Raw genomic sequence first — 25,982 nt, forward strand, 5'->3', positions numbered from 1 at the left:
CACGTCAAGCCGATTACGATTCGTATGCGGCGGCGTCGTCGGATTCGAGGTCGAGTGCCGTGGCGGCGGGCAGCATACTCGCCGACGCGCTCGGATCGCAGGCAGGATTGCGCGCCTTTTCCAGCACGGCCGGCGGCACGGGCACATTGGCGCGCGCAATCACTTCGCCATGCTGGAACATCAGCAGATCGCCGGGCTCGAAGGCAGTCCACACTTCGTTATCGGTGAGCGGCTGCGTGGCGATGACCGCGACGCGATCTTCGGGCGTCGTGTATTTGGCGAAGTCGATTGAAACGTCTGCGTCCACCAGGTGCGCCGTCGAAAACGGCCAGCTGCGGACGAGGTAATGCAGATGCGTCGAGCAGTGCGCAAACAGCGCCTGGCCATTCGACATCAGGAAGTTGAACACGCCGAACTGGGTGATCTCGCGCGTCAGCGATTCAAGCGCGCCAAAGAGTTCGTTGAGCGGAGGCTGCGAAGTGGGGAACGCCTTGCGCAAGCCTTGCAGCAGCGCACAGAACGCGAGCTCGCTATCCGTGCTGCCGACAGGCTGATAGACGCCCGAAAGCACAGGGCTGTAGTTCTGCAGATCGCCGTTGTGCGCGAAGATCCAATGGCGTCCCCACAATTCCCGCATGAACGGATGGCAATTCTCGAGCACGATGTGCCCTTGCGTCGCCTTGCGGATATGCGCGATCGTGTTTTTCGACTTGATCGGATAGCGCTTGACCATTTCGGCGATCGGCGACGTGGCCGACGACTGGTGGTCGATAAAGAGGCGGCAGGCCTTGTCCTCGAAGAAGGCGATGCCCCAGCCGTCGGAGTGGTGGTCGGTGACGCCGCCGCGCGCTGCGAAGCCGGTGAACGAAAACGTGACGTCCGTGGGCGCGGCGCAATTCATTCCGAGTAGTTGGCACATGATGCGGAAGACGAGCCTTATGAACGGGGTATGAGCCCGGATGAGCCAACCCGTTACAATGATGATTTTCCAAGCATATCACCGAGCCAGAAAGGGCAAAACGCAAAATTGACGAGTGTTTTGGCTGCATTTGTACAAAGACCTCGCCATTTTCTGCCGCTAATCGTTGTTTGCCGAACCGGCCGCTCGTGACTCCCCGCCATGACTGCATCTACCGCTGCTTCCGTCGATACCCTCACGTTCGCCCGTCCTGATGACTGGCATTTGCACGTCCGCGACGGCGCGATGCTCGCCGCCGTCCTGCCGCATACCGCGCGCCAGTTCGGCCGCGCGATCATCATGCCGAACCTGAAGCCGCCCGTCACGACGACGGAGATGGCGCGCGCCTATCGCGAGCGCATCGTCGCGGCGATTCCGGCGGGCGTGAAGTTCGAGCCGCTGATGACGCTGTATCTGACCGACAACACGCCGCCCGAGGAAATCCGCCGCGCTCGCGAAAGCGGTTTCGTGCATGGCGTGAAGCTGTATCCGGCGGGCGCGACGACGAACTCGGACGCGGGCGTTACGGACATCCGCAAATGCGCGAAGACGCTCGACATGATGCAGGAAGTCGGCATGCCGCTGCTCGTGCATGGCGAAGTGACGGATTCGTCGATTGACCTGTTCGATCGCGAAAAGGTGTTTATCGATCGCGTGATGACGCCGCTGCGCCGCGATTTCCCCGCGCTCAAGGTCGTGTTCGAGCACATCACGACCAAGGATGCCGTCGAGTACATCCGCGATGCCGGTGCGCCGCCCGAACTGCTCGGCGCGACGATCACCGCGCATCACCTGCTGTACAACCGCAATGCGATCTTCCAGGGTGGCATTCGCCCGCATTACTACTGCCTGCCTGTGCTCAAGCGCGAAACGCATCGTGTGGCGCTCGTCGAGGCGGCGACGTCGGGCAATCCGCGCTATTTCCTCGGCACGGACAGCGCGCCGCATCCGAAGGGCCTGAAGGAGCATGCGTGCGGCTGCGCAGGTTGCTATACGGCGTTGCACGCGCTCGAACTATACGCGGAAGCCTTCGACAAGGCGGGCGCGCTCGACAAGCTCGAAGGCTTTGCCAGCTTTCATGGCGCGGATTTCTACCGTCTGCCGCGCAGCGAGGAGAAGGTGACGCTGCGCCGCGAGCAATGGACGCTGCCGTCGGAAGTCGCAGCCGGCGATACCCCCGTCGTGCCGCTGCGTGGCGGCGAGGCGATCGGCTGGCAGCTCGTTTGACGGTTCATTCGACGGTTCGTTTTAAGGCTGGCTGACGGAATGTCGCGTGACATCGTTGTGCCGGGCGGCGCGCTAAAACGCGCCGCGCCGGGTTTTGCGGATATCGACTGGTCGCGGCCGTGGTTCGCGCAGGTCGCGGCGCGCGGCATGCGCTGGCAACAGGCTGCCTCGCGCAGCGCGGTGGACCAACTGCGAGAAATGAACGCCGACGCCGCGTCGACGGTACAGACAACGGGGCGCGGAAAGCGCCTCGCCTTCATCCCGCAAGAGGATTTGCCTCCCGACACGGCTTACGAAGCCCATATCGCGGCGACAGGCTGCGTGCCCACGCGCCACAATCTGCACGATTTTTTCAACGCGCTGATGTGGTTCCAGTATCCGCGCATCAAGGCCGCGCTGAGCGCGCGCGGGTCGGCGGCCGTCGATGCGCTGGGTGTCGGCCCGACGCGCGGCGGCATGCGCGACGCGCTGACGCTGTTCGACGAGAATGCCGTGCTGTTCGCTTGCGCCGAGCGTGAACTGTGCACGGCACTGCGGTCCTTCGACTGGAAGACGCTGTTCATCGACAACCGCGCGGCGTGGGGCGAGCGCTGCGAGGTGCGCTGTTTCGGGCATGCGCTTCTGGAAAAGCTCGTCACGCCGTACAAGGCCTGCACGGGGCATGCGTGGATCGTCGACGTGCCTTTCGCGTATTTCTCGTGGACGCGCGCTGTCCGCGACGCGTTTCTGGACGAGAAAGTCGCCCGTGCGCTGATCGAAGGCAGCGAATTCAGCGGCAAGATGTTCGCGCCGCTCCCCGTGCTCGGCATCCCTGGCTGGTGGGCGGAGAACGAAAAGCCGTCGTTCTATGACGATGCCGCCGTGTTTCGCAGCGGAAGGCGGTCGGGCGTGACGCCGGATGGTAAAATATGAAGTTGCAAAGCAGGTCAGGCAGTCGCGGCCTCGACGGTTTCGGCCGGCGAGGGCGAGGAAAGTCCGGACTCCACAGGGCAGGGTGATGGCTAACGGCCATCCGTGGCGACACGCGGAACAGGGCAACAGAAAGCAAACCGCCGATGGCCCGGCGCAAGCCGGGATCAGGTAAGGGTGAAACGGTGCGGTAAGAGCGCACCGCGGCTGCGGCGACGCAGACCGGCACGGTAACCTCCACCCGGAGCAATTCCAAGTAGGCAGGCGCGCATCTTCGCGATGCAGGACGGGGCCCCCGTCTCGTCTGCGGGTAGGAAGCTTGAGCGCGTCAGCAATGGCGCGCCTAGAGGAATGGCTGCCACGCGTGAGGCGTTTTCGGGCGCGTCGCGTGCACAGAATCCGGCTTATCGGCCCGCTTTGCCGCTCAAACGACAAATGCCGGCGTCCATTGGGACGCCGGCATTTTTCTTTTTGAACGTTGCTTGGCTATGTCTAGCCGTGGACTCGGACTCAGGCCGCGACGATATCGAACGAATGCGACAGTTCGGCCGTCTTCGCGATCATGATCGACGCCGAGCAGTATTTGTCGTGCGACAGGTTGATCGCGCGTTCGACGGTGGCCGGATTCAGGTTTTTGCCCGTCACCGTGAAATGGAAGTGGACCTTGGTGAAGACCTTCGGGTCCTCGCTGGCTCGCTCGGCTTTCAGCGTCACGGAGCAGCCGACGATTTCCTGACGGCTCTTCTTCAGGATCATCACGACGTCGTACGCCGTGCAGCCACCCGTGCCGAGCAGCACCATTTCCATCGGGCGCGGCGCCAGATTGCGGCCGCCGCCTTCCGGCGCGCCGTCCATGGCGACGAGATGGCCGCTGCCCGTTTCGGCGGCAAATGCCATGCCGTCCTGACCCATCCAGTTGACTTTGCATTCCATGCGTGTACTCCGGCTCGCTTGCCTTGAATGAGAAACGCATCATTGTAGCCCTATAGATGATGGCTCGCCCTGAGCGACATCGGCAGCAGCTTATGCCAGACAGCAGTTGTATGTTGCACTGCGTCATGCTGGGCACGTAAGGGGTAGCACGGACAGAATTGGTCGATCCGCTCTAGTTTCGTTTGAAGGAGGTTTCCACTGTTGATAGCTAACTAGCTGTTTTTAAATAAGTTGCTCGGAGCTTACGTATCGCCGGGTGAATTCCATATCATGAAATAGAATTTCGCATCGCAAATGCTCTTGCGTTGCACAAGCGTTGCCCATATAATCTGCTCATTGGTTGTCGCATTTCGACAACCTCCGCATGTCTCCTCCACCCTCCTCCTAAGGTGGATTAAGCCCGAACCGCCAGTTCGGGCTTTTTTTCGTCCCCACTTTCCAATTGCTCCGGATGTTTTGACTCCTCGCGGCAAATTCCTTTATAATTCATGGTTTTTCCGCATTCGTGCCCGCGGAGGAAGAACAGGGAGAGCCTGCACGCGCCTCGATGCGCACTTACAAGCAGGAAAAAACACAGGGCGCAGCACTATTTTTTGGATCGATCATGAAGACGTTTTCCGCAAAAGCCCATGAGGTGACGCGCGAATGGTACGTGATTGACGCGACGGATAAAGTTCTCGGCCGTGTCGCCAGCGAAGTGGCACACCGTCTTCGCGGCAAGCACAAGCCTGAGTTCACCCCGCACGTCGACACCGGTGATTTCATCATCGTTATCAACGCCGGCAAGCTGAAGGTCACGGGCAACAAGACCACGGACAAGAAGTACTATCGCCACTCGGGCTACCCGGGCGGTATCTATGAAACGACGTTCGGCAAGATGCAGGAACGCTTCCCGGGCCGCGCGCTCGAGAAGGCGGTCAAAGGCATGCTGCCGAAGGGCCCGCTCGGCTACGCGATGATCAAGAAGCTGAAGGTCTACGCAGACGCAACGCATCCGCACTCGGCACAACAGCCGAAGGCGCTCGAGATCTAAGGGGAGCCCACATGATCGGTAACTGGAATTACGGTACGGGCCGCCGCAAGAGCGCCGTTGCACGTGTCTTCATCAAGGCAGGCAAGGGCGACATCGTCGTCAATGGCAAGCCCATCTCCGAGTACTTCTCGCGCGAAACCTCGCTGATGATCGTGCGTCAGCCGCTGGAACTGACGAACCACGCTTCGACGTTCGACATCAAGGTCAACGTGTCGGGCGGCGGTGAAACGGGTCAGGCAGGCGCGGTTCGCCACGGCATCACGCGCGCGCTGATGGACTACGACGCGACGCTGAAGCCGGCTCTGTCGAACGCAGGCTTCGTGACGCGTGACGCACGTGAAGTCGAGCGTAAGAAGGTCGGTTTCCACAAGGCACGTCGCCGCAAGCAGTTCTCGAAGCGTTAATCGCTTCGTGCCGGCTCTGTTTTCAGGCAGGGCCTGCAACAAAAAGCCGCCAACGCGCATGCGAAGGCGGCTTTTTTGTTTTTCGCCGTGAGGATGGCTCGCATCGCTCGCGGCTGTGCGAGGATATGGCTTACAGTTTCGCCCCAGCTTCTTTCCGCCTAAGAACCTATTGATTTCATGGGCTTTAGCACGATATGGGGATCAGCAATACAATAGTGGCTAGAAGCTATTTTGGAGAGTTCGTATGAACGCAGTGACCGACACCCCTGTGACCGAGATGCCGGGCCCGTTCGTCTTTACCGACGCAGCGGCAGAAAAGGTCAAGCAACTGATCGACGAAGAAGGCAACCCGGACCTCAAACTGCGCGTGTTCGTGCAGGGTGGCGGCTGCTCGGGCTTTCAGTATGGCTTTACGTTTGACGAGGCGATCAACGAAGACGACACCGTGATGAACAAGAGCGGCGTCCAGTTGCTGATCGACTCGATGAGCTACCAGTATCTGGTCGGCGCGGAGATCGACTATAAGGACGATATCAACGGCGCCCAGTTCGTGATCAAGAACCCGAACGCGACCACCACCTGCGGTTGCGGTTCGTCGTTCTCGGTGTAATCGACACCGTACTTCGCGCAAGTTGCATAAAAAACGGGGCCGCGGCCCCGTTTTTTATTTCCCGCTTCGGCTTCGCCTTGCCGTTGCGGAAACTCTTCACAATGCGAACAACGGATCAGCGCGGATAAACTGCGCCCAGCACACGCTCGCCGGCCGCGCCCGTCACCGACGACAAATTTCCCGGCTCGCGCGCCACGCAGCGCATCGCCAGCCACGCAAACGCCAGCGGCTCCACCTGATGCGGAGGCACACCAAGCGCGTCCGTTGTCAGCACGGGCACGCCGCTGCAGCCGCTTTCGGCTAGCGCGCCCTCCAGCGCTTTCATCACTTCCGGATTCCGTGCGCCGCCTCCGCAGATATATACGGCCTTGCAATCGGACGCATGGCGCTCGATCTCGCGCGCGACGGTCACGGCCGTCAGCGCGACCAGCGTCGCCTGGACGTCGGCGGGGCTTACGTCGGTGAATCCCTGCAGCTTCGCGTCGAGCCATTCGGCATTGAACAGGTCGCGGCCCGTGCTTTTCGGCGGCTGCGCCTCGAAAAACGGCTCATCGAGAAACGCATTGAGCAGCGGACGATGCACCTGGCCCGTCGCCGCGAACTGGCCGTTCTCGTCGTATGGCTTGCGCAGATGCCGGTGTGCCCATTCGTCGAGCAGCGCGTTCGCGGGGCCGCAATCGAAGCCGCGCACGGCACCGTTCGCCGACAGGATCGTGATATTGCTGATCCCGCCCAGATTGCAGACCACACGTGTCTCGTTCTGTGCGCCGAAAACCGTCGCGTGGAACGCGGGCACGAGCGGCGCGCCTTGGCCGCCCGCCGCGACGTCGCGGCTTCGGAAATCGGCGATCACGTCGATATGCGTCATTTCCGCGAGCAGCGACGGATTGTTGATCTGCCGCGTGTAGCCCTTTTCGGGGCGGTGCCGCACCGTCTGTCCATGCACGCCGATCGCGCGAACGTCGGCGGCGGACAGGTTGCCCGCGCGCAGCAGTTCGTGGCAACACACTGTGTAGCGCGCGGCCAACGCATTCGCGGCCAGCGCCTCCCGCTCGATTTCGTTGTCGCCGGGCTGCTGCAGGGCGAACAACGCGTCGCGCAGGCCCTCCGAAAAGCCCACGAAAGCCTGGGATCGCACGACGGGCGCCTTGCCCTTCGCGAATTCGACGGCGATGCCATCGACACCGTCCATGCTCGTGCCCGACATCAATCCGAAATACACGCCGTCTGCTGTGTCTTTCGCCACGCTCTGCTCCTCCCATCGTCGTTCGTCGCGCATCACGGGCGCCTCGGGTGCGCCGCTCACGACGATTGTCTCTCAATGCTGCGCCGCAAAACAACCGTGTCGGGTTGCGCACGAGCGCGTGACGTCTCCCCACGCGCCGGATTGCGACGTGAGTTGGGCGCGTTTCGCGTGAGATGGGGGCGCAATGTCTCGCATCTATGGGACAATCTCCCTTTTTGCGATCTCCCGTTCCAGCATGAGCACCGAGTCCACCGACAAGCCCAATTCCGCCTATCCGATCACCGACGAAGTCCGCCACGCGCTGGAAATCACGAAGCGCGGCGTCGACGAACTGCTGATCGAAGAGGAGTTCGCGCAAAAGCTCGCGAAGAGCGCGACCACGGGCACGCCGCTGCGCATCAAGCTCGGTCTCGATCCCACGGCGCCCGACATCCATATCGGCCACACCGTCGTGCTGAACAAGATGCGCCAGTTGCAGGATCTCGGTCATACGGTGATTTTCCTGATTGGCGATTTCACGTCGCTGATCGGCGATCCGTCCGGCCGCAACGCGACGCGCCCGCCGCTCACGCGCGAGCAGATCGAATCGAATGCGAAGACGTACTTCGAGCAGGCCGCGCTCGTGCTCGACCGCGCAAAGACCGAAATCCGCTACAACAGCGAATGGTCGATGCCGCTCGGTGCCGACGGCATGATCAAGCTCGCGTCGCGCTACACGGTCGCGCGCATTCTCGAACGCGAAGACTTCACGAAGCGGTTCCAGAGCGGCATTCCCATTTCGATCCACGAATTCCTGTATCCGCTGATGCAGGGCTACGACTCCGTCGCGCTGAACGCGGACCTCGAACTCGGCGGCACGGATCAGAAGTTCAATCTGCTCGTCGGCCGCGAACTGCAGAAACAGTACGGCCAGGAACAGCAGTGCATTCTGACGATGCCGCTGCTCGAAGGGCTCGACGGCGTCGAGAAGATGTCGAAGTCGAAGGGCAACTACGTCGGCATCAGCGAAAAACCGACCGAGATGTTCGGCAAGCTGATGAGCATCTCCGACCTGCTGATGTGGCGCTACTTCGAGCTTCTCTCGTTCCGTCCGATGACGGAAATCGAAGGGTTCAAGCGCGAAGCCGAAGGCGGGCGCAATCCGCGCGACTTCAAGGTGATGCTCGCGCAGGAAATCGTCGCGCGCTTTCACTCGCAGGCCGACGCCGAGCGCGCGCTGGAAGACTTCAACCACCGCGCGAAGGGCGGCGTGCCGGAGGACATTCCATCGGTGTCGCTCGCGGGCGCGCCGCTTGCGATCGGCCAACTGCTAAAGCAGGCGGGTCTGGTGCCGTCGACGAGCGAAGCGCTGCGCAATATCGAGCAGGGCGGCGTGAAGATCGACGGCGCGACCGTGTCGGACAAGGCGCTGAAGGTGGAAGCGGGTGAATTTGTCGTGCAGGTCGGCAAGCGCCGCTTTGCGCGCGTGACGCTGTCGGCGTGATGATTCGCGCAACCCTCGGCCGTTCGCAGCGGACGCTGGCCGCATGATCGCGCTGATTCAACGCGTGCGGCGCGCCGAAGTGCGCGTCGGCGACCGTGTGACGGGCGCAATCGACGCGGGCCTGCTCGCGCTGGTGTGCGCCGAACGCGGCGACACCGACGCCATCGCCGACAAGCTGCTGGCGAAGGTGCTCAGCTACCGCGTGTTCAGCGACGCCGCGGGCAAGATGAATCTTTCCGTGCAGAACATCGACGGTGCGGGCCGAGCGGGCGGGCTGCTGCTCGTTTCGCAGTTCACGCTCGCGGCCGACACGAAGAGCGGCCTGCGTCCGAGCTTCACGCCCGCCGCGCCGCCCGACGAGGGCAAGCGCCTTTTCGATTACTTCGTCGCGGCGGCGCGCGCGAAGCATCCCGTCGTCGAAACGGGCGAATTTGGCGCCGACATGCAGGTGTCGCTCGTCAACGACGGGCCCGTCACGTTCTGGCTGCAGACGCGCGCCTGAGCGCGCGTTCTCTTTCACCCAGCCTTACATCGTTCCACCGACGCCGATCCATGGCCACACAAATCCTCTTCATCCGACACGGCGAAACCGACTGGAACCGCATCAAGCGGATTCAAGGGCACATCGATATTCCGCTCGCGACGAGCGGTGTCGAACAGGCCGGGCGTCTCGCCGAACGTTTCGCACGTGAGGTTCAAGGCGGCGCGCGGCTCGATGCGGTCTATTCGAGCGATCTGTTGCGTGCGCAGCAAACGGCGCGGCCTTTTGCCGACGTGCTCGGCCTGCCGTTGCAACTGAGCGAAGGGCTGCGCGAGCGCAACTACGGTGCGTTCCAGGGGCACGACAGTGACGAGATCGCGCGGCGCTTTCCCGACGAGTACGCGCAATGGCAAACGCGCGATCCGGGCTTCTCGCCGCCGGAGGGCGAATCGCAGCGTGTGTTTTATCACCGTGTATTGCACGCAATCGAACCGATCGTCGCCGCGCATCCGAACGGGCGTATCGCGTGCGTTGCGCATGGTGGCGTACTGGACTGCGTGTATCGCTTCGCGAACGGCCTGCCGCTGGATGCGCCGCGCAACTACGCGCTGCTGAACACGAGCGTGAACGTGGTCGATTACGCAGATGGGCGCGCGACGGTTGCGACATGGGCCGACGTCACGCATCTCGACGAACGCAGCGAAGACGACAGCTTTAAGAAGGCGCCCGAAGCAGCGCGCTGAATCTGATCGACACGGCGGCGAAGATAAGAACTACGCACAACATCGCGCGTCGTGCTTTACATCGAAGAGCCGCTTAACTCGGCTCCGAATCCCACAGACCGCTCACCGGGTTCGCCGAATCTGGCGCAGCGAGGCCGAAGTGCCGATACGTCAGCAGCGTCGCGACGCGTCCGCGCGGCGTGCGCTGCAGGAAGCCTTGCTGGATCAGATACGGTTCGAGCACGTCTTCGATCGTGTCACGCTCTTCTCCGATCGCGGCCGCCAGATTATCGACACCGACGGGCCCGCCGTCGAACTTGTGCAGGATCGCTTCGAGCAGTTTGCGGTCCATCAGATCGAAGCCGACTGGGTCGACGTCGAGCATCTTCAGTGCCGCATCCGCGACCTCGGCGGTGATCTTGCCGTCCGCCTTCACCTCAGCAAAGTCGCGCACGCGGCGCAGCAGCCGGTTCGCGATACGCGGCGTGCCGCGTGAGCGCTTGGCGATTTCCAGCGCGCCATCGGGATGAATCTGAGCGCCCAGCAACGATGCCGAGCGGCTGACGATGCGCGCCAGTTCCTCCGCGTTGTAGAACTCCAGCCGCGCGACGATTCCGAAGCGGTCGCGCAACGGGTTGGTCAGCATGCCCGCGCGCGTCGTCGCGCCGACCAGCGTGAACGGTTGCAGATCGAGCTTCACGCTGCGCGCGGCCGGTCCCTCGCCGATCATGATGTCGATCTGATAATCCTCGAGCGCCGGGTACAGGATTTCTTCGACGACGGGCGACAGCCGGTGAATCTCGTCGATAAAGAGAACGTCGTTGGCTTCGAGATTGGTCAGCAGCGCGGCGAGGTCGCCCGCGCGTTCGAGCACGGGCCCCGACGTCTGCCGCAGATTGACGCCCATTTCGCGCGCGATGATATGCGCGAGCGTCGTCTTGCCGAGACCCGGCGGCCCGAACAGCAGCACGTGATCCAGCGATTCCGAGCGGCGCCTCGCAGCCTCGATGAAGATTTCCAGCTGGCCGCGCACCTTTTCCTGGCCGACGTATTCGTCGAGTTGGCGCGGGCGCAGCGCGCGCTCGAATGCTTCTTCATTCGGCGACACAGGCGTGGCGGCGATGATGCGTTCGGCGGCGAGTTTGTCGTGTTCGATCATGCAGGCATTGTACCGCGCGCGGCCCGTTCGACGACCTGGCCGAACGGCCAGGGTGCGCGCACACAGGCGGCGTGCGAAGCTTCACGCATCGCCGCTGTGGGAGGCCCGCTCAGCCCTTCGACAGCGCCTTCAACGCAAGCTTGATGCCTTCAGAAACGCCGGTGCCGGCCGGCACGTTCTTGATGGCAGCCAGCGCTTCTTTTTCGGAGTAGCCCAATGCCAGCAATGCATTCAGGATGTCGGACGCATGATCGGAAGGCGACGCCGCGCCCGCCACCGTGCCAATGTCGGCGCCCAGCTTGCCCTTCAGTTCGAGCAGGAGCCGCTCCGCCGTCTTCTTGCCGATGCCGGGCACGCGCGTGAGGCGCGCGGCGTCCTGCATCGTCACCGTCTGCGACAGTTCCTGCACGCTCATGCCGGACAGCACGGCGAGCGCCATGCGCGCGCCGATGCCCGTGATCTTTAACAACTCGCGAAACGTCGAACGCTCTTGCGGCGTGAGGAAGCCATACAGCAGATGCGCGTCCTCGCGCACGATCATCTGCGTTAGCAGCACGACCTTTTCGCCTGTCGAGGGCAGGTTGTAGAACGTGCTCATCGGCACATCGACTTCGTAGCCGACACCGTTGCAGTCGATCAGAAGGTGAGGTGGATTCTTTTCCAGCAGGACGCCGGCGATGCGACCGATCATGGCGGGTTCTATCGTGAGGGAAAGCGCGAGTGTAGCGCAGCGTGAACGGCTTTCGCGAGCCGGGCCAAGCCGGCAGTCAAACCCTGCGTCAACCGTGTTGTTTCAAGCGTCGTGCGTCGAGAGGATCAGCCCACCAGCCGTCCGCGCCGCACCCGCAATCCCTTCTTCGCCAGCGCGGGCGCGATGCCGCCCAGCGTGCTCAGCGTGCCGCCGCCGTGCGCATGGCAGATTGCCATGCCGAGGGCATCGGCGGCATCGGTGGAGGGGATGCCAGAGAGGCTCAGCAGCCGCACGACCATCTGCTGCATTTGCTCCTTGGTCGCGCGTCCGTAGCCGACCACGGCCTGCTTCAACTGCAGCGCTGTGTACTCGGCGACGGGCACGCCGCCCGACACCAGCCCGCAAATCGCCGCGCCGCGCGCCTGGCCGAGCAACAGCGTCGATTGCGGATTGACGTTCACGAACACCTTTTCGATCGCCGCCTGGTCCGGCGCATGCTGACGGATCAGCGTCGAGATTCCGTCGAAGATGGTGCCGAGCCGGGTCGGCAGATCGGCATCGGCCGTCTTGATGACGCCGCTCGTCACATAGCTGAGCTGATGGCCTGACTGATCGATCACGCCGAAGCCGGTAACGCGCAAGCCTGGGTCGATGCCGAGAATTCTCATAGGTGCCGTGCGAGTTCAGTGCCTGCGATACTACAACGAATCAAATGCAAAACGGCCCGGCAGTTGCAAACCGCCGGGCCGTTTCAGAAGAAGCGGGTCAGCCGATCAGTGGCGGAAGTGGCGCACGCCCGTCACGACCATCGCGATGTTGTGCTCGTCGGCGGCGGCGATCACTTCGTCGTCACGCATCGAGCCGCCCGGCTGGATCACGCAGGTCGCGCCCGCCGCGACGACCACGTCGAGACCATCGCGGAACGGGAAGAACGCGTCCGACGCCACGGCCGTACCCGACAGCGTCAGGCCCGCGTTCTGCGCCTTGATGCTCGCGATGCGCGCCGAATCCACGCGGCTCATCTGCCCCGCGCCGACGCCCATCGTCATGCCGTTCGCGCAGAACACGATGGCGTTCGACTTCACGAACTTCGCGACGCGCCATGCGAACAGCAGATCGTCCATTTCCTTCGGCGTCGGGTGACGCTTGGTGACGACGCGCAGTTCGCGCGGCTGCACGTTCTTCGCATCGAGCGACTGCACCAGCAGGCCGCCGCCCACGCGCTTCAGATCGAACGTGTTGTGGCCTTCGCCCAGCGCGATTTCGAGCAGGCGCACGTTCTGTTTGGCCGCGAATACCTGCTTGGCCGCTTCCGTGAAGGAAGGCGCGATCAGCACTTCGACGAACTGCTTCGCGACCGCCTGAGCGGCCGTTTCGTCCACTTCGCGATTGAACGCGATGATGCCGCCGAACGCCGAGGTCGGATCGGTCTGGAACGCCTTCGAATACGCTTCGTGTGCGTTCGCGCCGATGGCCACGCCGCACGGATTCGCGTGCTTGATGATCACGCAGGCGGGCGCGTCGAAAGTCTTCACGCATTCCCACGCGGCATCCGAGTCGGCGATGTTGTTGTACGACAGCTCCTTGCCCTGCAACTGGCGATAGTTCGCGAGCGCACCGGTGGGCACCGCGATGTCGCGGTAGAACGCGGCGCTCTGGTGCGGGTTCTCGCCATAGCGCAGGTCCTGGACCTTGTCGAACGCCATGTTCAGCGTGGCCGGATACGTGTTGCGATCGCGGTGCTGCAGTTCTTCCGTGAGGCTCGTCAGGTAGTTCGTGATCGCGCCGTCGTACTGCGCGGTGTGCGCGAACACCTTGGTCGCGAGACGGAAGTTGGTCTTGTAGCCGACGTTGTTTCCGTTTGCGCGCATTTCTTCGAGAACGCTCGCGTAGTCAGCCGGGTCGACGACGACTGTCACGTCGCGATGGTTCTTCGCTGCCGAGCGCAGCATCGTCGGGCCGCCGATATCGATGTTCTCGATCGCGTCTTCCAGCGTGCATTCTTCCTTCGACACGGTCTGCACGAACGGATACAGGTTGACGACGAGCAGGTCGATGGTCGGAATGTTGTGCTTTTCGAGCGCGGCCATGTGCTCCGGCAGATCACGGCGGGCGAGGATGCCGCCGTGCACTTTCGGGTGCAGCGTCTTCACGCGCCCATCCAGCATTTCCGGAAAGCCCGTGTAATCGGCCACTTCGGTAACGGAAAGGCCGGCATCCGCGAGCAGTTTCGCGGTGCCGCCCGTCGACAGGATCTTGACGCCGAGATCCGACAGCGATTTCGCGAAATCGACGATGCCGGACTTGTCGGAAACAGAGATGAGCGCTTGCTTGATCATGATGGGAACAAAAGCCGATGAAAGGCGTGGCAGGGCGCTGAAACTACAGCAGGCCGTGCTGTTGCAGTTTCTTGCGCAGCGTATTGCGGTTGATGCCGAGATACTCGGCTGCCAGCGACTGATTGCCGCCGGCCTGCTCGAGCACCACCTCGAGCATCGGTTTTTCGACACACGAAATCACCATGTCATAGACATCGTGCGGATTGGAGCCGTCGAGATCCTGAAAGTACATACCCAGGCTATCGCGGACACATTGTTCGATATTGTGCTTGCTCATGCTGCTAGTCGGTCGGTTTGGTCCTGCTCACCGTTATTGTTGACTTCGTCGCCGACGTACACGAGGCGGTCCGAAATCGCCTTTTGTGCGTCGAAGAATTCGTTGACGGCGAGCAGTTGTTCGCGCGTCGTGTCCAGCGTATTCATGCGATGGCGGAACACATTGGCGCCGGAAAGGCCGCGAGTGTACCAGCCGATATGCTTGCGCGCAGTCCGAACGCCCGTAAATTCGCCATAGAACGCGTAATGATCTTCCAGGTGCTCGTTCATCACCTGCTGGATTTCGTCGATGCGCGGCGCTTCCATCAGCTCGCCCGTGCGCAGGAAATGTTCGATCTCACGGAAGAGCCACGGGCGTCCCTGTGCCGCGCGGCCGATCATGATCGCGTCCGCGCCCGTCGCGGCCAGCACGTCGCGCGCTTTCTGCGGCGACGCGATGTCGCCGTTCGCCACCACGGGTATCTTCACCGCGGCCTTCACGGCAGCAATCGTTTCGTACTCGGCTTCGCCATGGTACAGGTCGGCGCGCGTGCGGCCATGGACTGTCAGCATCGAAATGCCCGCGTTCTCGGCGAGCCGCGCGACGTTTAGCGCGTTCCGGTTCTCGCGGTTCCAGCCGGTGCGGATCTTCAGCGTGACGGGCACGGCGCCCGGGCCGACACCGACTGCGCCCATCACCGCTTCGACGATCCGCTGCACGAGCGGCTCGTTCTGCAGCAGCGCCGACCCGGCCGCGACATTGCAGACCTTCTTGGCCGGGCAGCCCATGTTGATATCGATGATCTGCGCGCCATTCGCGACGTTGTAGCGCGCGGCCTCGGCCATCATCTGCGGGTCCGCGCCCGCGATCTGAACCGCGATCGGCTCGACTTCGCCCGCGTGATTCGCGCGGCGCATCGTCTTTTCGCTCTTCCACAACTGCGCGTTCGACGCCACCATCTCCGACACCGCATAGCCCGCGCCCATGCGCTTGCAGAGCTGGCGGAACGGCCGGTCCGTCACGCCCGCCATCGGGGCGACGAACAGGTTGTTGCGCAGTGTGTGGGAGCCGAGAGTGGGCATGACGGACATCGGCGGCGAACGTTCGATGCGCTGAAAATAGCGCACCTTGCGTACCGCAAAATACGAGGGAAAACGTCTATTTTAGCGTTAACGCGCTAGAGCCAGACGCAACGGCCCATGAGGCAACTCATTAAATCTTCTATGAAAGTGGCCGCAGTCATAGAACGGCGGCCACTGCCACGCGTATTTCGCGACTCCTATCGGCGCTGCCCGAACATCATCTGACGGGCGAGCGCTGTCTTCACGGGCGGCACGAATTCGAGCGCGGTGAGAGCGAGTCCGCGCAGGGTCGCAAGCGGCGGAAAGTCGATCGTGAAGAGACGGGCGAGCGTGTCGGTGGCGCCGATCGTCATGCGCCGGTCGAGCGCGCGGCGGCGCGCGAAGGCCGCGAGCGCGCTGCGCGTCGCGCCGTAATGCGACAGCGCGTCGACGAGCGCATGGGCGTCGCGAAGACCGAGATTCAACCCCTGTCCGGCGACGGGATGCAGCGTCTGCGCCGCATTGCCGATCGCGACGACATTGCCCTTGACGAGCGTATCGACGGTATTGAGGCCGAGCGGGAACGCGGCGCGCCCTTTGATCTGCGTGAAGCGGCCCATCCGGTCGCCGAATTCCGCGCCGAGCTCACGCAGGAAATCTTCGCCGGACAATTGTGCGCGGCGCGCCGCCTGTTCCGGCGCGCAGCACCAGACAAGCGCGTAGTCCGCGCCGCGCACGCCGCCCATCGGCAAGAGCGCAATCGGCCCTTGCGACGTGAAGCGCTCCCACGCGACATGCGGCTGAGGCGCCGACAGCGTCACCGTGCCGACCAGCGCTGTCTGCCCGTAATCGCGCGTTGCGCCCGCCCCGGCCTGCTGCTCGCCGAAGAGACCGCCTTCGGCGTTCACGAGAATGCGCGTGCGCAGCGTGCGTGTCACATGCGCGCTTTCGATCGGCAGCAGCACGCCGTCGTCTTCGAGTTGCTGCGGCGGGTGGGCTTTCGTCGACTTGAACCAGTGCACGGGTGTCGTGCGCACGGCCTCGGCGAGCGCGTGGACGATCGAGCCGTAGCGCAGCACATAGCCGAGCGCGGGCAGGCCGTGTTCCGCGTGATCGATCAACGTGCGCCCGAAGTGGCCGCGCTGCGACACGTGGATGCGCTGGATCGCGGTGGCGTCGGAGGGCCAGCGCAGCGGCTCGAGGATCATCCGGCTGCCATGCGACACGGCAATCGCGCGCGGATCGGCGATCGAGTCTTCCGGCTCGCGCGCGTCGATCAGCGCGACCGACAGCTGCTGCGTCGCGCTGCGCCGCGCGAGCCAGCCCGTGAGCGCGAGACCGACGGGCCCCGCGCCGACGATCGTCACGTCGTAGTCGAATGGCTGCGTGTTCGAGGTGACGAGCGGCGCATTCGCGGCCGCCTGATGGACATCGTTCATCTTCTTGTCTGTTCCTTGCGCTCAGGCGGCGCCCGCCTCGTGTGCCGGCTGCGCTTGTTGCCCGGATTGCGCCTGTTGCATCAGCGTTTCGATCTGATCCGCGTCGACGGGCACATCGCGCGTGATCAGCTCGCAGCCCGTTGCCGTGACGATTGCGTCGTCTTCGATGCGAATGCCGATGTTCCAGTACTTTTCGGGCACATCGTCGGCCGCGCGGATATAGAGGCCGGGTTCGACCGTCAGCGTCATGCCCGGCTTCAACGTGCGCCACGGCAGCGCGCCGCTTTCATCGGCGCTCACGCCGCGCTCGCGATAATCGCCCGCGTCGTGCACGTCCATGCCGAGCCAGTGGCCCGTGCGGTGCATGTAGAAACGCGCATACGCACGCTCGGCGATCACGTCGTCGACGCCCGCGAACAGATCACGTTTGAGAATGCCCGTGTCGAGCAGCCCCTGCGCGAGCACACGCACGGCGGCCTGATGCGGCGCGTCGAAGCTCGCGCCTGCGCGCGTCGCGTCGATCGCGGCCTGCTGCGCGGCCAGCACGATGTCGTAGATCTCGCGCTGCGCGGGCGTGAAGCGACCGCTCGCGGGAAACGTGCGCGTGATGTCCGACGCGTAGCCGTCGAGCTCGCACGCCGCGTCGATCAGGACCAGATCGCCGTCCTGCGCGACGACATTGCCGGCGGGGTAGTGCAGCACGCACGCGTTCGCGCCCGCCGCGACGATCGAGCCATACGCGGGCGCCTGCGCACCGTGCTTGCGGAACGTGTACAGCAGTTCGGCTTCGAGTTCGTATTCGCGCACGCCGGGGCGGCACGCGGCCATCGCGCGCCGGTGCGCCTGCGCGGAGATCGCGGCGGCGCGGCGCATGATCGACAGTTCGTGTTCATCCTTGACGAGGCGCATGTCGTCGAGCAGCGGCATCAGGTCGTGTACGGCCGACGGCGCGACGACCCCGCTTCTGCCCTGCGCGCGCACGGCGTCGAGCCAGTGGCGCACCTTGCCGTCGAGCGCTTCCGACGAGCCCAGCGCGTAGTGCAGCGCCGGCTTGTCCGCGATGATGCGCGGCAACTGCGCGTCGATCTCGTCGAAGGCGAATGCGGCGTCGAAGCCGAATGCTTCGCGCGCCGCATCGGGGCCGAAGCGAAAGCCTTCCCACGTCTCGCGCTCGGCGTTCTTCGCGCGGCAAAAGAGAATCGCCGTGGGTTCGTTCTGCTTCGCGCTGGCGTCGAGCACGAGCATCGCTTCAGGCTCGGTGAAGCCGGTCAGATAATAGAAGTAACTGTCGTGCCGGTACGGATAGTCGGCGTCGCGGTTGCGCAGGACTTCGGGCGCGGTCGGAACGATCGCGACGCCGCCGCCCGTCGCGCGCAGCGCATCGAGCACGCGCGCGCGGCGCTGACGGTAGATGTCGATAGCCGGAGTCAGATGATCGGTCATGAGTTCGGTCGGCGGGTTCATCGTGCGGGTTGGAAGGCGGCGCGAGAGGCAATCTCTCCACGCCGCAATGCAATGCTGCGATTGTATCGCCCAACTGGAATCGCTTCCGTCGGGCCCGCCCGCGTGGTCGGCATGGCTCGAAACGGCCACCACGCCTCAGCCATCCACGGCGACGGCCATCCGGCATCGATGCGCGAACGCCTGGCCGTCAGGCCAGGTAGACGGGCGCGCGTCCGGCAGGCATTGTTGCAATCTGTCGACAGCCGAGAAGCCGGCCACACGCCGGGCCACGCGCGCTGCATTGAAAATCTGCCAACGCCCGCCAACGCACGTATACTTTCGGCCAATTTCAAAAGAGGCAGGATGTGATGAAACTCATCGGTTCGCTGTCGAGCCCATTCGTCCGCAAGGCGCGGATCGTGCTCGCCGAAAAGAAAATCGACTACAAGCTCGAACTCGAAAATGTCTGGGCGGCGGATACGGCCATCCACGACTACAACCCGCTCGGCAAGGTGCCGTGTCTCGTGATGGAAGACGGCGCGGCCGTGTTCGATTCGCGCGTGATCTGCGAATACGTCGATACGCTGTCGCCCGTGTGCAAGCTCGTGCCGCAGTCGGGCCGCGAGCGCGTCGAAGTGCGCTGCTGGGAAGCGCTCGCCGACGGCATGATGGATGCCGCCGTGCTGATCCGTCTCGAAGGCGTGTTGCGCGACGAAGCGGATCGCAGCGAAGCGTGGGTCGCGCGCCAGCGTCACAAGATCGACGACGCCCTGAAGGCGATGGCGCGAGGACTCGGCTCGAAAGCGTGGTGCGCGGGCAATCACTACACGCTCGCCGATGTCGCCGTGGGCTGCGCGCTGAGCTATCTGGACTTCCGCATGCCGCAACTCGACTGGCGCGAGCCGCATCCGAACCTCGACAAGCATTATCAGAAGCTGTCGCAGCGTCCGTCGTTCATCGACACGGCATTGACCTGAACCGCAACCCGCGATTCCCGGCAAGCGCGGCAAAGGCCGACGCAACGCGCCGCTGTCGAGCCACGCTGATGGAATGTTAAGGAACATTTCGTTTTCCACGAAGGCGCCTTTCAACATGTTAAAAACGCCTGCCCGTCAGGCGTTTTTGCTTTTGGGCGCCTGTCGATGGCGCATGACCATCGATAACAACCGTCAAGAGACCTTCGACATGAAAACGATTCGCGTAGCTCTCGCTGCCGCCGCGTGCGGCGTGCTCGCCGCCTGTTCGGGGATGAGCCTCGATCCCAATACTCTCGTTCAATCCGGCTCGCAGGCGTATCAGGCCGCGTCGCTCTCCGATGGCGACGTGCGCACGCTGTCCGACAAGTCGTGCGCGCAGCTCGATTCGGAAAACAAGCTCGCGGGCGCCGGCAGCCCGTACACGAAGCGCCTGAACAAGATCGCCGCGCAGCTCGGCGACAACATCAACGGCGTGCCCGTCAACTACAAGGTCTACGTCACGAAGGACGTCAACGCGTGGGCGATGGCGAACGGCTGCGTGCGCGTCTATAGCGGCCTGATGGACATGATGACGGACGACGAAGTGCGCGGCGTCGTCGGTCACGAGATGGGGCACGTCGCCCTCGGCCACACGAAGAAGGCGATGCAGGTCGCGTATGCGACGTCGGCGCTGCGGTCGGTGGCGACGTCGGCGGGCGGCATCACGGGCGCGATCTCCGCGTCGCAACTCGGCGATTTCTCCGAGAAGCTGATCAATGCGCAGTTTTCGCAAACGCAGGAATCGGCAGCCGACGACTATTCGTTCGATATCCAGAAGAAGAAAGGCCTCGATCCGTCCGGCCTCGTCACGGCGTTCAACAAGATCGCGAAGCTCGAAGGCGGCCAGTCGAGCATGCTCAATTCACATCCAGCGTCGGCGGCGCGCGCGCAGCATATCCAGCAGCGGATCGCGTCGAACAAGTAAGCCGGCGATCTTCGAATGAAAAACGCGCGTTGGATTTCCGTCCAACGCGCGTTTTTCATTGCCATGTCCAAGCGGCTGACAACGCCTCAGGCAACAGCCGCTTCGAAATCCGGTGAAAACGAATCGCTGCGCGCGACGGGCCACCACTTCTCGTACAGCGTATAGCGATAGTTGCCCTCGATCAGATCGTTCGGCTCGAGATACTTCAACAGGTCCGACATCAGCCGCACTTCGTACGACGACACGCGCCGCACGATGTGATGCGCGCGCAGATCGGACGGATGACGCAGACCGGCCGCCTGCACGATTTCCTGCAACGCGTGCAGCGTGTTGTGATGGAAGTTGAACACGCGGTCCGATTTGTCGGTGACGATCAGCGCGCGCTGGCGCACTGGGTCTTGCGTCGCGACGCCCGTCGGGCAGCGGCCCGTGTGGCAGGTCTGCGCCTGGATGCAGCCGACCGCGAACATGAAGCCGCGCGCGGCGTTCACCCAGTCGGCGCCGATCGCGAGCGTCTTCGCGATATCGAAAGCCGTAATCATCTTGCCGCTCGCGCCGATGCGAATCCGGTCGCGCAGCCCGATGCCGACCAGCGTGTTGTGCACGAGCAGCAGCCCTTCCTGCAGCGGCACGCCGATGTGATCGGTGAATTCGAGCGGCGCCGCACCCGTGCCGCCTTCCGCGCCGTCGACGACGATGAAGTCCGGCAGGATGCCCGTTTCCAGCATCGCCTTCGCGATGCCGAAGAATTCCCACGGATGGCCGATGCACAGCTTGAAGCCCGTCGGCTTGCCGCCCGACAGATCGCGCAGACGCGCGACGAATTCGAGCAGCCCTCGCGGCGTCGAAAACTCCGAGTGCGTCGCGGGCGAGATGCAGTCGCGACCCATCGGCACGCCGCGCGTTTCGGCGATTTCAGGCGTGATCTTCGCGGCGGGCAGCACGCCGCCGTGACCCGGCTTCGCGCCTTGCGACAGCTTCACCTCGATCATCTTCACTTGCGGCTCGCGCGCCTGCTTTGCGAACTTGTCGGCGTTGAACGTGCCGTCGTCGTTGCGACAGCCGAAGTAGCCAGACGCGATTTCCCAGATGATGTCGCCGCCATGCTCGCGGTGATACTTCGACATCGAGCCTTCGCCCGTATCGTGCGCGAAATTGCCTTTCTTCGCGCCGAGGTTCAGCGCGCGGATCGCGTTCGCCGACAGCGAGCCGAAGCTCATCGCCGAGATGTTGAAGATCGACATCGAATAGGGCTGCGCGCGGTCCGCACCGACCACGATGCGAAAGTCATGACCATCGAGCTTCGTCGGCACGAGCGAATGGCTGATCCATTCGTGGCCCGTCGCCTTCACGTCGACTTCTGTGCCATATGGGCGGCTGTCGACTTCATTCTTCGCGCGCTGATAGACGATGCTGCGCTGCGCGCGCGAGAAGGGCCGTTCTTCCGTGTCGTCCTCGACGAAGTACTGGCGGATTTCTGGCCGGATGAATTCGAACAGAAAGCGCAAATGCCCCCACAGCGGATAGTTGCGTAGGATCGCGTGGCGCTGCTGCGTCAGATCGTAGACGCCGAGCGCGGCGAGCAGCACGGGCACGATGAGCCACGGCCATGCGATGTGACCGGTTGCAGCGAGCGCAGTGCAGGCCGCGAGCAGCAGAAGGGCACCCCACATCGCCAGATAACGTCGAGAGAACATGACAACTCCATTGCAGTGATTTCGCCGCCGCCGATGCATTCGGCGTCCGTTGCATCGGCCTTGCGCGAAGACGGCGGGCGTGTGTGCGGAGGGATCGCGTTGCGGATCGGTACGGCGGATACAGGGGGTGTCCGGGCGCTCGCATGCGCCGAGGCCCGACGGCGCGCGAAGCGAAGCGGGCGGGCGACAGGCAAAGGGCGCGGCGGCTGGACAACCGTCGCCCGGAAGATACAACGAACAGGAACTTGATGCAGCGATGTCGGTGCGGACCGGCTCGCCAATCATGCTCGCGGGCCAATCGCGGCAGGGCTCAGCGCGCCGTCAGCAGCGCCGCTTTCTGCGGCTGGCTGGCGGCCGGCTGCGCGGTGGCCGCGTGTTCGATGATGCCGCCGCCCAAGCAGACATCGCCATCGTAGAGCACGGCCGATTGCCCCGGTGTGACAGCCCATTGGGCGTCGGCGAAATGGAGGGAGAAGAGAGCGTCCTTGCTGTTGCCGCCTTCGACGGCGCCGAACGTGCACGCCGCATCGGCCTGGCGATAGCGCGTCTTCGCCGCGCACGCGTGGCCTTCCTCGGGCGCATGGCCCGCGACCCAGCTCGTGTTGCCCGCCGTCAGCGTATGGCTCAGCAGCCACGGATGATCGTGGCCTTGCGCGACGTACAGTGTGTTCGACGGAATGTCCTTGCCCGCGACGAACCACGGCTCGCCGCTGCCGTCCTTGCTGCCGCCGAGGCCAATGCCCTTGCGCTGCCCGAACGTATAGAACGCGAGGCCGATGTGCTCGCCGACCGTTTTGCCTTCGGTGGTTTTCATCGGGCCCGGTTTGGTCGGCAGATAGCGGTTCAGGAAGTCGCGAAACGGCCGCTCGCCGATAAAGCAGATGCCCGTCGAGTCCTTCTTCTTTGCGTTCGGCAGACCGATCTGCTCGGCGATTTCGCGGACCTTCGTCTTCGGAATCTCGCCGAGCGGAAACAGCGTCTTCGACAGTTGCGCCTGGTTGAGGCGATGCAGGAAGTACGACTGGTCCTTCGTGTGATCCTTCGCCTTCAGCAGTTCGAAACGGCCGTCGATTTCGCGCACGCGCGCATAGTGGCCCGTCGCGATGGTTTCCGCGCCGAGCGACATCGCGTGATCGAGGAACGCCTTGAACTTGATTTCGGCGTTGCACAGCACGTCGGGGTTCGGCGTGCGGCCGGCCGAGTATTCGCGCAGGAATTCGGCGAACACGCGGTCCTTGTATTCGGCGGCGAAATTGACAGCCTCGACGTCGATGCCGATCAGGTCCGCGACGGATACGACATCGATCCAGTCCTGACGCGTCGAACAGTATTCGCTGTCGTCATCATCTTCCCAGTTCTTCATGAACAGGCCGACGACGTCGTAACCCTGTTCTTTCAGCAGCCACGCCGTGACCGACGAATCGACGCCGCCCGACATGCCTACCACCACTTTCTGTTTGCTCATCTGGTTCTGCCTGACTGCTTTCATCCGTGCCGAAGCACGCGTTCTATCGGGAGGGCCCGACTGAATGCGTTTGCACGAAGTCGAGCGGGAAACGCCGGCCTGCGAGATAGTCTTCGACACACTGCATCACCAGCGGCGTGCGATGCCGTTGGGGGCACGCGCGCAACTCGTCGGCGCTCATCCACACCGTGCGGACGATGTCGGGATCGAGCGCGCGGCCCTCTGTGAGCGCGCCTTCTGTCGAGCCGCAATACGTGAAGCGCAGGTACGTGACGCCATCGGCGGGGCCGTCGACGGTGTCCGGCCGGCTGAAGTGTGTCATGTACACGCCGACGAGCGCGTCGGGCGCGAACGCATGCGCCGTTTCTTCGAGCGTTTCGCGGATGACGGCTTGCGCCAGCGTCTCGCCTGCTTCCAGATGTCCGGCGGGCTGGTTGAGGCGCAGCCCGGCGGGCGTGTGCTCTTCGACCAGCAGAAAGCGCCCGTCGCGTTCGACGACGGCCGCCACCGTCACATGCGGGGCCCAGGTTTCCGGTTTCATGGGACGGCATTTTACCGGTTACGAGCCGGGCCTGCCGGTGCGCGCAAGGACGACACGCTGCGCTGCTTAGCACATGTCGGTAAAAAAAGCACGAAGGATCGCGTTCCTGAATACCGGGATCGTTACAGATTTCGATCCGTCACCTGACTTCGGTTAAAGTTGCAGCGTTGGCTGAAGCCCCAGCCGTGCGTTGCCGTTGCACTTGCCCCATTGCATTGCCGGCGTTGCCCCTCGTCGGCGATTCCAGATTTTCATAACAGAAGATGGTCGAGGAGGTTTAACGATGCACATCGGAGTGCCAGCCGAGACGCGGCCGTATGAAACACGCGTCGCCGCGACGCCCGAGACGGTCAAGAAGTACGTGTCGCAGGGTCACAGAGTCACCGTACAGAGCGGCGCCGGAACGGGAGCCAGTTATCTGGACGATGCCTATTCAGCAGCAGGGGCGGAACTCGTCGATGCGCCGACAGCGCTCGGCGCGGAGATCGTTCTCAAAGTCCAGACGCCCACCGATTCAGAACTGCCGCTTCTTAAACGCGGCGCGGTGCTGATCGGCATGCTCGAGCCTTTTAATACGGAGAATTCATCAAAGCTTGCAGCAGCGGGCATCACTGCCTTCTCGCTGGAAGCCGCGCCGCGTACGACGCGCGCGCAAAGTCTCGACGTATTGTCGTCTCAAGCCAACATCGCAGGCTACAAGGCGGTGCTGCTTGCGGCCGACCTTTACCCGCGCTTCATGCCGATGCTGATGACGGCTGCCGGCACGGTAAAGGCCGCGCGCGTACTGATTCTCGGCGCGGGCGTCGCGGGCCTGCAGGCGATTGCGACCGCGAAGCGTCTTGGCGCCGTGATCGAAGCGTCGGACGTGCGGCCCGCCGTGAAGGAGCAGATCGAGTCGCTCGGGGCGAAGTTCCTCGATGTGCCTTACGAAACCGCTGAAGAGCGCGAAGCAGCCGAAGGCGTCGGCGGCTACGCGCGGCCGATGCCGCCTTCGTGGCTCACGCGCCAGTCGGCGCTCGTTCACGAGCGCGCGAAGCAGGCCGACGTCATCATCTCGACCGCGCTGATTCCGGGCCGTCCCGCACCGACGCTGCTTTCCGTCGAAACCGTGCAGGCGATGAAGCCAGGCTCCGTGCTCATTGACCTCGCGGCCGGACGCGGCGCCGAGTACGAAGGCAACCGCGGCGGCAACTGTCCGTTGACGGAAGCCGACAAGGTCGTCGTCAAGCACGGCGTGACGATCGCGGGCTATACGAATCTCGCGTCGATGGTCGCGTCGGATGCCTCCGCACTGTACGCGCGCAATCTGCTCGACTTCATGAAGCTGATCGTCACGAAGGAAGGCGCACTCAATATCGATCTCGCGGACGACATCGTCGCGGCCACGCTGCTGGCACGCGACGGCGAAGTCACGCGCAAGGCATAAGGGAAGAGGAGACGGGAGATGGAAGTCATCAACCATACCGTGATCAACCTGATCATTTTCGTGCTGGCGATCTACGTCGGCTACCACGTCGTCTGGAACGTGACGCCGGCGCTGCATACGCCGCTGATGGCCGTGACCAACGCGATTTCGGCGATCGTGATCGTCGGGGCGATGCTCGCGGCGGGCCTCACGGTCGGCGGCGCGGGCAAGTTCTTCGGCACGATCGCCGTGGCGCTCGCCGCCGTCAACGTGTTCGGCGGGTTCCTCGTGACACGGCGGATGCTGGAGATGTTCAAGAAGAAGGAGCCGAAGAAAATCGCGGCTCCCGGTGGTTCGAAGGAGGGCGCGTAAATGAGCATGAACGTCGTTACGCTCCTTTATCTGATCGCCTCCACCTGCTTCATCCAGGCGCTCAAGGGACTGTCGAATCCGAAGAGCGCGCGCGCCGGCAACGTGTTCGGCATGGTCGGCATGGCGATCGCGATTCTGACGACCGTCGCGCTGATCGCGAAGCAGGC

Annotated in this window: 27 protein-coding genes and 1 other RNA gene; 14 read left to right on the plus strand and 14 right to left on the minus strand. The window is 63.5% G+C overall.

The genetic code is table 11. The annotated features are described in order from the left end of the window. Positions 1 to 13: 13 nt before the first annotated feature. The gene (locus BMW76_RS21065; RefSeq protein WP_090868561.1) at positions 14 to 919 is read right to left on the minus strand and encodes a class II glutamine amidotransferase; all 906 of its coding nucleotides are present in this window, start codon (positions 917 to 919) and stop codon (positions 14 to 16) included. Between the two features lie 201 nt (positions 920 to 1,120). Here BMW76_RS21065 and pyrC point away from each other — a divergent pair, with 201 nt between their 5' ends. The 3 genes from pyrC (at position 1,121) to rnpB (ending at position 3,517) form a co-directional block, all read left to right on the plus strand. Beyond that, entirely contained in the window at positions 1,121 to 2,185 is a 1,065-nt protein-coding gene (gene pyrC, locus BMW76_RS21070; protein WP_090868563.1) for a dihydroorotase, read from the plus strand. A gap of 39 nt (positions 2,186 to 2,224) precedes the next feature. Then, positions 2,225 to 3,097 carry a DUF3025 domain-containing protein gene (locus BMW76_RS21075; protein WP_090868565.1) on the plus strand — a complete coding sequence of 291 codons (873 nt, stop codon included), beginning with the start codon at positions 2,225 to 2,227 and terminating at the stop codon, positions 3,095 to 3,097. 6 nt (positions 3,098 to 3,103) lie between these two features. Next, an RNA gene (rnpB, locus tag BMW76_RS21080) (RNase P RNA component class A) lies at positions 3,104 to 3,517 on the plus strand. Positions 3,518 to 3,604: 87 nt separating this feature from the next. Here rnpB and BMW76_RS21085 read toward each other — a convergent pair. Continuing rightward, entirely contained in the window at positions 3,605 to 4,027 is a 423-nt protein-coding gene (locus tag BMW76_RS21085) for an OsmC family protein (protein ID WP_090868567.1), read from the minus strand. A 604-nt stretch (positions 4,028 to 4,631) separates the two neighbouring features. Between BMW76_RS21085 and rplM the strand changes: the two genes are divergently transcribed. The 3 genes from rplM (at position 4,632) to erpA (ending at position 6,074) form a co-directional block, all read left to right on the plus strand. Continuing rightward, positions 4,632 to 5,060 (plus strand): 50S ribosomal protein L13, encoded by a 429-nt coding sequence (rplM, locus tag BMW76_RS21090; RefSeq protein ID WP_087739748.1) that lies wholly within the window; start codon positions 4,632 to 4,634, stop codon positions 5,058 to 5,060. An 11-nt stretch (positions 5,061 to 5,071) separates the two neighbouring features. Then, complete coding sequence (gene rpsI, locus BMW76_RS21095) at positions 5,072 to 5,464, plus strand: 30S ribosomal protein S9 (RefSeq protein WP_087739747.1); 393 nt, start codon at positions 5,072 to 5,074, stop codon at positions 5,462 to 5,464. 244 nt (positions 5,465 to 5,708) lie between these two features. After that, on the plus strand, positions 5,709 to 6,074 hold the full coding sequence (gene erpA / locus BMW76_RS21100; RefSeq protein ID WP_090868569.1) for an iron-sulfur cluster insertion protein ErpA: 366 nt from the start codon (positions 5,709 to 5,711) through the stop codon (positions 6,072 to 6,074). A 115-nt stretch (positions 6,075 to 6,189) separates the two neighbouring features. Here the strand turns inward: erpA and BMW76_RS21105 are convergent, their stop codons facing one another. Then, entirely contained in the window at positions 6,190 to 7,320 is a 1,131-nt protein-coding gene (locus BMW76_RS21105; RefSeq protein ID WP_090868612.1) for an anhydro-N-acetylmuramic acid kinase, read from the minus strand. Between the two features lie 235 nt (positions 7,321 to 7,555). Here BMW76_RS21105 and tyrS point away from each other — a divergent pair, with 235 nt between their 5' ends. Genes tyrS through BMW76_RS21120 form a run of 3 tightly spaced genes read left to right on the plus strand, consistent with a single transcriptional unit; the run spans position 7,556 to position 10,027 of the window. Then, positions 7,556 to 8,803: a tyrosine--tRNA ligase gene (gene tyrS / locus BMW76_RS21110; protein WP_090868571.1), complete on the plus strand. Its 1,248-nt coding sequence runs from the start codon at positions 7,556 to 7,558 to the stop codon at positions 8,801 to 8,803. A gap of 43 nt (positions 8,804 to 8,846) precedes the next feature. Further along, on the plus strand, positions 8,847 to 9,305 hold the full coding sequence (gene dtd, locus BMW76_RS21115) for a D-aminoacyl-tRNA deacylase (RefSeq protein ID WP_090868573.1): 459 nt from the start codon (positions 8,847 to 8,849) through the stop codon (positions 9,303 to 9,305). Positions 9,306 to 9,355: 50 nt separating this feature from the next. Then, positions 9,356 to 10,027 carry a histidine phosphatase family protein gene (locus BMW76_RS21120; RefSeq protein ID WP_090868575.1) on the plus strand — a complete coding sequence of 224 codons (672 nt, stop codon included), beginning with the start codon at positions 9,356 to 9,358 and terminating at the stop codon, positions 10,025 to 10,027. A 73-nt stretch (positions 10,028 to 10,100) separates the two neighbouring features. Here BMW76_RS21120 and ruvB read toward each other — a convergent pair whose 3' ends face one another. The 8 genes from ruvB to BMW76_RS21160 form a co-directional block, all read right to left on the minus strand. Beyond that, a complete protein-coding gene (gene ruvB / locus BMW76_RS21125; protein ID WP_090868577.1) occupies positions 10,101 to 11,165 on the minus strand; it encodes a Holliday junction branch migration DNA helicase RuvB in 1,065 nt (354 codons plus the stop codon). Positions 11,166 to 11,274: 109 nt separating this feature from the next. Continuing rightward, a complete protein-coding gene (gene ruvA / locus BMW76_RS21130; protein WP_090868579.1) occupies positions 11,275 to 11,856 on the minus strand; it encodes a Holliday junction branch migration protein RuvA in 582 nt (193 codons plus the stop codon). A gap of 125 nt (positions 11,857 to 11,981) precedes the next feature. After that, a complete protein-coding gene (gene ruvC, locus BMW76_RS21135; RefSeq protein ID WP_090868581.1) occupies positions 11,982 to 12,524 on the minus strand; it encodes a crossover junction endodeoxyribonuclease RuvC in 543 nt (180 codons plus the stop codon). 105 nt (positions 12,525 to 12,629) lie between these two features. Then, positions 12,630 to 14,195 carry a bifunctional phosphoribosylaminoimidazolecarboxamide formyltransferase/IMP cyclohydrolase gene (gene purH, locus BMW76_RS21140; RefSeq protein WP_090868582.1) on the minus strand — a complete coding sequence of 522 codons (1,566 nt, stop codon included), beginning with the start codon at positions 14,193 to 14,195 and terminating at the stop codon, positions 12,630 to 12,632. 43 nt (positions 14,196 to 14,238) lie between these two features. Further along, positions 14,239 to 14,472 (minus strand): Fis family transcriptional regulator, encoded by a 234-nt coding sequence (locus tag BMW76_RS21145; protein ID WP_087739738.1) that lies wholly within the window; start codon positions 14,470 to 14,472, stop codon positions 14,239 to 14,241. Continuing rightward, entirely contained in the window at positions 14,469 to 15,533 is a 1,065-nt protein-coding gene (gene dusB / locus BMW76_RS21150) for a tRNA dihydrouridine synthase DusB (protein ID WP_090868614.1), read from the minus strand. Before dusB ends, BMW76_RS21145 begins: the two co-directional genes overlap by 4 nt. Before the next feature lie 197 nt (positions 15,534 to 15,730). Beyond that, positions 15,731 to 16,951, minus strand: coding sequence for a UbiH/UbiF/VisC/COQ6 family ubiquinone biosynthesis hydroxylase (locus BMW76_RS21155; protein ID WP_090868584.1), 1,221 nt, complete (start codon positions 16,949 to 16,951; stop codon positions 15,731 to 15,733). Between the two features lie 21 nt (positions 16,952 to 16,972). Then, positions 16,973 to 18,415, minus strand: a complete 1,443-nt coding sequence (locus BMW76_RS21160; protein WP_177200438.1) for an aminopeptidase P N-terminal domain-containing protein — start codon at positions 18,413 to 18,415, stop codon at positions 16,973 to 16,975. Positions 18,416 to 18,762: 347 nt separating this feature from the next. Here BMW76_RS21160 and BMW76_RS21165 point away from each other — a divergent pair, with 347 nt between their 5' ends. Further along, on the plus strand, positions 18,763 to 19,371 hold the full coding sequence (locus BMW76_RS21165) for a glutathione S-transferase C-terminal domain-containing protein (protein WP_090868586.1): 609 nt from the start codon (positions 18,763 to 18,765) through the stop codon (positions 19,369 to 19,371). A 208-nt stretch (positions 19,372 to 19,579) separates the two neighbouring features. Further along, positions 19,580 to 20,335 (plus strand): metalloprotease LoiP, encoded by a 756-nt coding sequence (gene loiP / locus BMW76_RS21170; RefSeq protein ID WP_090868618.1) that lies wholly within the window; start codon positions 19,580 to 19,582, stop codon positions 20,333 to 20,335. Between the two features lie 86 nt (positions 20,336 to 20,421). Here the strand turns inward: loiP and BMW76_RS21175 are convergent, their stop codons facing one another. The 3 genes from BMW76_RS21175 to BMW76_RS21185 form a co-directional block, all read right to left on the minus strand. Next, positions 20,422 to 22,032 (minus strand): FMN-binding glutamate synthase family protein, encoded by a 1,611-nt coding sequence (locus BMW76_RS21175; RefSeq protein WP_090868588.1) that lies wholly within the window; start codon positions 22,030 to 22,032, stop codon positions 20,422 to 20,424. A gap of 310 nt (positions 22,033 to 22,342) precedes the next feature. Beyond that, positions 22,343 to 23,497, minus strand: coding sequence for a tRNA 2-thiouridine(34) synthase MnmA (gene mnmA, locus BMW76_RS21180; protein WP_090868590.1), 1,155 nt, complete (start codon positions 23,495 to 23,497; stop codon positions 22,343 to 22,345). A 43-nt stretch (positions 23,498 to 23,540) separates the two neighbouring features. Further along, entirely contained in the window at positions 23,541 to 24,038 is a 498-nt protein-coding gene (locus tag BMW76_RS21185; protein ID WP_090868592.1) for an NUDIX hydrolase, read from the minus strand. A 283-nt stretch (positions 24,039 to 24,321) separates the two neighbouring features. Between BMW76_RS21185 and BMW76_RS21190 the strand changes: the two genes are divergently transcribed. From BMW76_RS21190 to BMW76_RS21200, 3 genes are all read left to right on the plus strand, one after another. After that, positions 24,322 to 25,464, plus strand: a complete 1,143-nt coding sequence (locus BMW76_RS21190) for a Re/Si-specific NAD(P)(+) transhydrogenase subunit alpha (RefSeq protein WP_090868594.1) — start codon at positions 24,322 to 24,324, stop codon at positions 25,462 to 25,464. Positions 25,465 to 25,482: 18 nt separating this feature from the next. Then, positions 25,483 to 25,815: an NAD(P) transhydrogenase subunit alpha gene (locus BMW76_RS21195; RefSeq protein ID WP_090868596.1), complete on the plus strand. Its 333-nt coding sequence runs from the start codon at positions 25,483 to 25,485 to the stop codon at positions 25,813 to 25,815. Next, the coding region (locus BMW76_RS21200) for an NAD(P)(+) transhydrogenase (Re/Si-specific) subunit beta (protein ID WP_177200439.1) at positions 25,816 to 25,982 on the plus strand (167 nt) is incomplete at its 3' end. It lies immediately after the preceding gene.

The sequence above is a fragment of the Paraburkholderia diazotrophica genome, assembly GCF_900108945.1.
Classification (GTDB): domain Bacteria; phylum Pseudomonadota; class Gammaproteobacteria; order Burkholderiales; family Burkholderiaceae; genus Paraburkholderia; species Paraburkholderia diazotrophica.